The following is a 7,348-nucleotide window of genomic DNA, read 5'->3' on the forward strand; positions in this document are numbered from 1 at the left end:
GTCGAACTCCTCCAACGACTTGCGGGCCGGGAACCGGGCGGCCCGGATCCGGCCCTCACCGCCGTGGTTCTCCCTCGCGGCGACCTCGCGTTGCAGGCACGCGGCCAGGAACTCCTCGTGCGTCCAGTTCTCGCTGCGGGCCCGGTCGGCCAGCCGGTCGACGGCGTCCCGCAGCGACGGCGCCTTGAGCGCACGGGTCAGGAAAGCGATGTCGGACAGGGTGTCCCGGCCCGGGGTGGTCGGGGCGGGCATCAGGCCACCGTCCCGGCGTCCGAGGGGCCGGCGCTCTCGCCGGTGCCCAACGCATCGTCGTAGTCGTTCAGGTCCCGGGTCTGCACGTCGGGTTCGGTCACCGGCATCGACCGATCGATCCGTTCCCGCCGCAACGCCTTGGCCGCGGTGTCGTGCTCGGGCAGGGTCAGGCTCTGGTGCCGGGCCCACACCCTGGGGTGGTCGGCGACCAGCCGGCCCTCGCAGAACGCCTGCACCCGGTCCAGGTCCGCCACGACCTCGATGCGACGGCCGATCACCGACGGGTGCACCGAGTAGTCGTTGCTGTCCAGGCGCACGTAGAAGTCCCGGGACAGCCGGGTCGAGTGGCGCCAACCGGTCGCCGGGGGCACCGGCGGCAACGGCAGCATCGCCGCGGTGTCCGCCGCGACCCGGTCGACCGGGGCGCACTCCAACGCCCGCCGGTACCGCTGGTTCACCGTGTCCAACCAGCCCTGCAACTGGGCGTTGAAATCGTCCGGGCCGGTGAACGTGCGGCCCGGCAGGAACGAGCGCTCCAGATAATCGTGAGCGCGCTCGATGACCCCCTTCGCCTCGGGATCCCGCGGCCGCAGCACCAGCACCCGGGTGGCCAGAGTGCCGCGGAACGCCTGACACTCGGTGGTGAGCTTGTTGCGGCCCCGGTTGTACTGGCCGACCGCGCCCTCGCCGTCCCAGACCAGCACCCGCGGGCACGCCCCCAACCGGGACAGATGACACCACCAGCCGGCGTACAGGTCCGCCGCGCCGCGGGTCGGCAGCAGCCGGGCGAACAGCATCCGCGAATACGCGCTGACCATCGTCAGCACCGGCAACAACGTCGCCGTACGCGTCTGCCCGTAGCCGACCGGCAGCTCGATGTCCGGGAACCAGAAATCGTTCTGCGCGATCTCCCCGGCCACGTACACCGTCCGCGACGACGGATCCGGCGGCAGATACACCGGGCGCAGCTCCCGCACCCGCGCCGAGAGCACCGTCATCCCCCGGCCCCAGCCGATCCGCTCCGCGATCACCGTCGCCGGCATCGTCGGCGTCTCGAACAGCAGCCGCCGGATCCGCGGCTCGGCCGCGTCCACGACCGACCCGGCGCCCGCCCGCCGATACCTCGGCGGGGCCTCGGCGGCCAGCATCGCCTTCACCGTGTTCTTCGAGATCCCCATGTGTCGGGCGATCTGCTTGATCGGCATCCGCTCGGCCAAATGCAGCCGCCGGATCTCCGCCCAGTCCTCCACGTGCAACATCCCTTCGTCCTCCTGGCTCGGGTACAGGTCCGAGCCAGACTCAGCGGAAGGGGTCAGATTTCAGGTGACGTCAGGGGGTCAGTTTTCAGGTTCTGGCGCAAATTCCGTGATGTGATCACGCTATTTTGCAAGGAGAACACGTTTCCGCAGGAGGTCGAATTTCGCGCGGCCGTACATTTGGCGTTTGATGTTCTTGACGCGGTTGACGTTGCCTTCGACGCCGCCGGAGTTGTGAGTCATGGTCAGTCCGTTGACGACGGCGGTGTGGTCGTTTCTCAGGCCGGTGGTGAAGGACCGCAGGGCCGGTAGGTCGTCGGCGTTGACCCGGGTGATCCAGTTGTCGAGGCGTTCACCATGCAGGCCGGTGAGGATCTTGGCGAACTCGGTGACGTGGCCGGCAAGTGCGTCCAGGTGGGGGCAGCGGGCGCGGGCGTCGTCGAGTTGCTTTTTGTCGTCCGGGTCGAGGTGGTCGGGGTCGGTCATGATCCATCCGGACAGGCGGCGGACCTTGGGCGGCTCGGGAGCCGGCGGCGGCGCAGTCGGGGCGGTGCGGAACGGGTGCAGGTAACGGCGCACGGTCCGCATGCTGCCGCGGTAGCCGGCGGCGCGGATCTCCGCGGTCAGCGCGGTAGCGTCGGTGATCCCGTCGGCCAGCCGTCGGTGCAGGTGCGCCTTGAACGGGTCCAGCAGTTCGCCTCGGGGACCGGTCCTGGCCAGCAGTTCGTCGATGCCGTCCGCGCGGGCGAAGCGGCGCACGGTGCGCCGGGTCAGGTGTAGCTCGCGGGCGATGGCGCCGATCGACCGTTGTTGTTGCAGAAGGGATTGCACGGCCGCGTACCGCTCTCGGGTGCGCGTGGCAAGGCGACCCTCAGGCAGCTCGAGCGGCCCTGGATGCGGCTGCGCCGGTTCCGGATCCAGGTCGGGGAGCGTCGGGTCGGGAGCATCCTGCACCTGCTCGCGCAGGCACTCCCGGTGTGCGGCCACGGCCTTCTCCACGGCCTGACCCAGGTTGTGCCTTTTCCGGATTACGCAACGCACAATCCGTCATGAAATATAGCCATCTATGAGATGTGTGTAGAGCCGCCTATTACCGGCACGGCGAGGTGGACCGGCCCATTGTTGCGGCTGCGTTCCAGGCTGCGGTCGAGGCTGATGAGCTTGCGTTTGGCGGCTTCGAGACTGACCTCGAGGCCTTGGACTTCACCGAGCCAGCCGTTCATCCGGGCTTCGGAGATGCGCTCGCCGAGGTTGCGGATGATCTCGATGAGGCGGGGACGTTGCCGCGGCGAGACGCGCAGCATCGCACACCTCAAGCACGCGTGCTCATGCTGGCAAGACGATCCGTAGGGCCTGCCGCAGTCTCCCATGGCCACCTTGCGTAGCTGGAAGTGTTGCTGGAACTCGCGCCATTCTTCTTCGGTGGGCTCGCGGTATTCTTCGGCTGGCCGGGTGGCTCGGCGTTTGTCGAGGAACGCCCGGTAAGAGCGAATCAGATCGTCTTGAAACACCGCGGTGTAGGTTTCCGTGGTGGCCAGGTTCTTATGGCCGAGTAGCCGGGCCGCGATGTGCACGGGAAGGCCACCGGTCACGGCCTCGGTCGCAAAGCACCTTCGGAAATCGTGGGGTCGCCATGCCAGCGGCTGGCCGGTCGCGTCGCGCATACCTGCCGCGGCAAGCGCCGTGTTGATCAGCCTATAGACAGTGCGGGGGCTCATCGCCTCGCGCCGGGCTCCGTGCGCCCGCTGGAACAGATGCGGCAGCGGCGGTCCGGTCAGGCGTTCGTGCTGGTCGTAACGGGCGACCAGCGGAACGGCGCCGGCATTGCCAGCGCGGAGTCTGGTGATCACGGTGGCCAGGACGCTGGCCAGTTCGGGGCTGACCAGCAGCAGGCGCTCTTCATTGCCTTTGGAGGGCACGATCTGTAACAGCGGCACGACCTCGCCGGTGTCGGGCATTTGGTAGGACACCAGCGCGAGGTGGGTGATCTCCAATAGTTCTTCCAGGCGAACTCCCGACAAGCGAAGTGTTTCGATGATCGCCCACGCCCAGAACGCCTCGTCCTCGCGGCGGGTCAGGTTGATTCTCTGGCCGGTGCCCAGGTTTTCCACCGTGATGGAGGGACTCGCTGGGTGCTCGGCTGCCGAGCGTGCGCGGTTGAGCGCCTTGCGGCGGTATCGGGTGCCGGCGTGGTCGAACACCTCGCCCGGTTCGACCTCGGCCGCCGCGTCCAGCAGTGCTGTCGTCTCGGCCAGGCACCGTTCGGCGGCATCGGCCAGCGCGGGCAGGTGCGGCAGACGCTCGCGCACGCGCTGATGCATCGCGGCCACGGTTTTCCTGCGGGCCTTGACGTATCCGAGGGTGTCGTTCTTGCGCACCGGACTGGGCACCGCCCACGGCACCCAACTCGGGTCTTCCAGCGCCCACTGCTGAATGTCGAGGTAGAACGCGCGCACCCGCATCAGGAGGGCGTGGATGTTCTTGCGTGGCCGCACCGTGCCGTCGGCTGCGGTGACGACTCGCGCTCGTTCCTTCCATGCCTGGGAGACCTCGTCGGGCAGGTGGAGGGTGTCGATGCCGGGGTGGTGTCGCTCGATGTCGACCCAGAAGGTGCCCACCAGCGCACCGAGCAGGCCCAGCAAGGAGTTGTAGTCCATCGCCGGGCGACGTTCATCGAGGTAGCGGATGAACACGTCACGGATCGGGCGGCAGCGGATGTCGTAGTCGTCCACCAACTCAGCGGTCGATCGTTGGCCGGGTCGCAGCGCGGACCGCAGGGTGAGGTCGGCCGGTGTCACTCCGATGGCGCCCAGGAGATCCCAAGCCACGTGCAGTCCCGGGATCGGTTTGCGCCGAGGCTGGACGTGAACGCTCCACGCGGACACCTCCAGGACGTCTTCGGCGGTCAACGCGTCGACGTCGGTACCGGTATGAAGCACGATCTTGCTGATCACGCGCAGCGCGTCACCACGGTTACGGCCGCTCAGCCCGCGTCCGGCTGCGGCGTTCTCGAGACGGGCGAACATCTCGGGCCGCATCACCTTCCGTACCCGATCGAGCAGGCCTTTGGCCTGGTAGGCGGCCAGGAAGCCATAACTGGGCAAGACGACCCGGCACATCAACAGGCAGGCCAGCCCGGCGACGTGCTCTTGCCGCTTGGTGGCCGCCGAGCGGGTATCTCCCGGGGCCAGCGTGTCGATCCAGCTGGTGTCGTGATCGGCGCCGGAGACCGTCCACCGGTCCTGCCAGCCCTCACCGGGGTGGGCCAGCAGCCAGTTCAGAATCGTGGCGGCTCCCCTGAGCCTCACGGCGCGGTGTTCCGTCGCGGTGGGCCAGTCCGGCAGACAAGGAAGCAACCCGAGTACATCGCCGATCGGCAGGCGGTCCACCGGACCCACTCGACGTCGTCGTAGCAGCCGCTCGTCGGCGACGAAGGGGCTGCGGGTGCGGCGGGCCTCGGGTGCAACGGTTGCCGTGGTCATTGCAAGGCTCCTCCGAACAGGACGGACAGGTCGTTGGTGTCGTAGCCCACGGCGACCCGCGGCGGAGCGTGTTGGGCTCGGTGTTCGCGTTCGATCAGGTGCTGCTGGACCCGCCGGATCACCTGATCCTCGTCCTCGACGAGATACACGTCGGCGGTGGTCGACAGGTGCGCGTGACCAAGGATCGTCTGCACGTCGCGCATGGACAGCGACTCGTCGCGGCTCATCCGCAACGCCGCAGAATGGCGCAGGTCGTGCATCGAGTAGTTGGTGCCCAGCAGCGCGTTGACGCGTCGGAACACCGCCCGCAGAGCCTCATAGTTCATCGGCTGACGTCGCAGCCCGTCGCCGTGATCGCGGCGACGCAGCGTCCACCACAACGGTTCGTCCGGCTCGAGCGGGTCCAGCTCGGCCAGATATAGCCGTATCCACACGAACGCGTCTGGGCTGGCCGGCAGCCACTGCTCGGCGCCGCTGCCCTTGCGGGTAACCCGCACCAGCTGCTCACCCCAGTCCAGGTCGACGCCGCGCACGCCGAGCAGCTCACTGGCGCGGGCGGCGTTGCTGATGCCCAGCGCGAGGATCGCCCGGTCGCGATTCGATCTGAGCGCGGCGAACAGCTCATTCCAGCGATCGTCGGGCAACGCCCGCGGCCTGCGCTTGGGAACCTTCGGGTTGTAGCGGATGCGCGCCTCGGCCCGGAACGGCTCCAACGGGTTGTGGTGTGCGTTCGCACGTCGACCGTTCCGGTCCAAGACCACCGGGTTGACCAGCGGGCCGGCGCCGAGCTCGATCCAGAACTCGTAGAAGCTGCGCAGCACGGCGTTGCCGTGTCGTACAGTCCTGGGCTCGTACCGATCGCCGAGATAACGTTTGCCGGTCCTCGCGTTGACGGCGCCGGCCGTGGCCAGCGTCGTCGTCCTCGCCGAGTGACGAGGCTTGGCGGCCTGTCCGAGCCACAGCACGAAGTCTTTGACCTCGACCGAGGTCGCCTTATCCCAGTCCATGCCGACGGCCACCAACCACCGCCACCAGCGCAACAGGCCATAGGCGTAACTGCGGACGCTGCCGGCCCGGTTGCCGCGGGCCACGAAGTCCCGCAGGAACCGCTGGATCGGCTCGACTGTTACGCCGTGCGGATCCACCACCTGCCACGGCACGACGTCATCAGCCGGTACGACGCGGCCCCACCGCGGCAACTGGATCGAGCCGACGTCCCGGACCCGCGTATCGAGTAGCGCCACGCAACCTCCCACCGTGTTGCCTGACATCTACCGAACCCAGCCACCAGCACCCAGCAGACCCTCGGCGTGTCGCCGAGTAGTCCGGTCAACAGACAACAGGTGCCATCGGTCGGCGACCTGGATCGCGTCGGGTGCGCCGTCCCGGCCGCCGAGAGTGTAGGCACCGGCCCGATCCCGGCAGATCACCTCGGTGCCGGGATGCGCCCTGAGCCACGCGGCGAACGTGCCGGCCTCGCGGTCAGCGAGCAGATCGACCGGCCGCCCGTCGGTCATGTCGACCAGGATCGTGCCGTAGTCATGCCGCCGCCGGAACGCGAAATCGTCGACACCGAGCACCGTCACAACCGTGACCGGCGGGTCGGGCAGAGCGCGGATCACCCGCAGCATGCTGCTGCGCGAGATGCTCATGCCAAGGGCGGCCGCGAGCCGCGCCCCCGGCCGTCCGGCCAACGCCAGCGCGATCGAGGTCACCGCTGCGCGCAGCAGCCCGGTCCGCCGGGCGTAGCGGGAGGTCAGGTCGGCAACCTGCTCGGCGAACGTCACCGCAGCGCATTCCGGGTTGTCACAGAAGAACCGACGCGCAGCGAACCGGATCACCGCAGGCCGGCCGCCGATCACCGCATCAGCCAAGGTGCGCCCGTACCGACTGTGCACGCGAGCCGATTCCCGGCCGCAGCGTCCGCACCGCGACCGCCCCGCACGCGCGTGCCCGCGTATCAGCACACCGTCCAGATCGGCAGAGATACTGTCGATGACCAGCAACGCCAAATGAGGCAGCAGAACAGTCAACCACCGGTACACTCGGGAACCGCCCTTCTTGTGTGGCTTGGCTTCTTGGCAGAACCAGGCATTTCACAAGAAGGGCTTTCGCGTCCGTTCGACACGCCGCGCAGGTATGTCACAAACTGGTTATTACAAGAATTCTGAAACCCATCCCAGAGACGAACCCAGAGCCGCCCACGAGATTATCGACCGGCAATCACAACGAAATGCGCTTCACGGAATTTGCGCCAGAACCGGAATAGTTCCAGGTTCATCCGACGTGGCGTGACGCCGACTTCGGGTGTGTCCAGCATGGTGCGGCTGGCCGGCAGCGAGCCTGGCATGGTGTGAC

At 68.0% G+C, this 7,348-nt stretch carries 6 protein-coding genes; all 6 read right to left on the minus strand.

What is annotated here, in order from left to right; genetic code table 11:
* The coding region (locus tag VF468_11650) for an ATP-binding protein (GenBank protein ID HEX5878953.1) at positions 1-252 on the minus strand (252 nt) is incomplete at its 3' end.
* Entirely contained in the window at positions 252-1,511 is a 1,260-nt protein-coding gene (gene istA, locus VF468_11655) for an IS21 family transposase (protein ID HEX5878954.1), read from the minus strand. The genes istA and VF468_11650, both read right to left, overlap by 1 nt.
* A gap of 120 nt (positions 1,512-1,631) precedes the next feature.
* The gene (locus VF468_11660) at positions 1,632-2,507 is read right to left on the minus strand and encodes a transposase (GenBank protein HEX5878955.1); all 876 of its coding nucleotides are present in this window, start codon (positions 2,505-2,507) and stop codon (positions 1,632-1,634) included.
* A 65-nt stretch (positions 2,508-2,572) separates the two neighbouring features.
* The gene (locus tag VF468_11665; protein HEX5878956.1) at positions 2,573-4,990 is read right to left on the minus strand and encodes a tyrosine-type recombinase/integrase; all 2,418 of its coding nucleotides are present in this window, start codon (positions 4,988-4,990) and stop codon (positions 2,573-2,575) included.
* Positions 4,987-6,234: a tyrosine-type recombinase/integrase gene (locus VF468_11670; protein ID HEX5878957.1), complete on the minus strand. Its 1,248-nt coding sequence runs from the start codon at positions 6,232-6,234 to the stop codon at positions 4,987-4,989. The genes VF468_11665 and VF468_11670 overlap by 4 nt, the downstream gene beginning before the upstream one ends.
* A gap of 27 nt (positions 6,235-6,261) precedes the next feature.
* Positions 6,262-6,996, minus strand: coding sequence for an ISL3 family transposase (locus VF468_11675; GenBank protein HEX5878958.1), 735 nt, complete (start codon positions 6,994-6,996; stop codon positions 6,262-6,264).
* Positions 6,997-7,348 lie beyond the last annotated feature (352 nt).

The organism is Actinomycetota bacterium, from assembly GCA_036280995.1.
Classification (GTDB): Bacteria; Actinomycetota; CALGFH01; order CALGFH01; family CALGFH01; genus CALGFH01.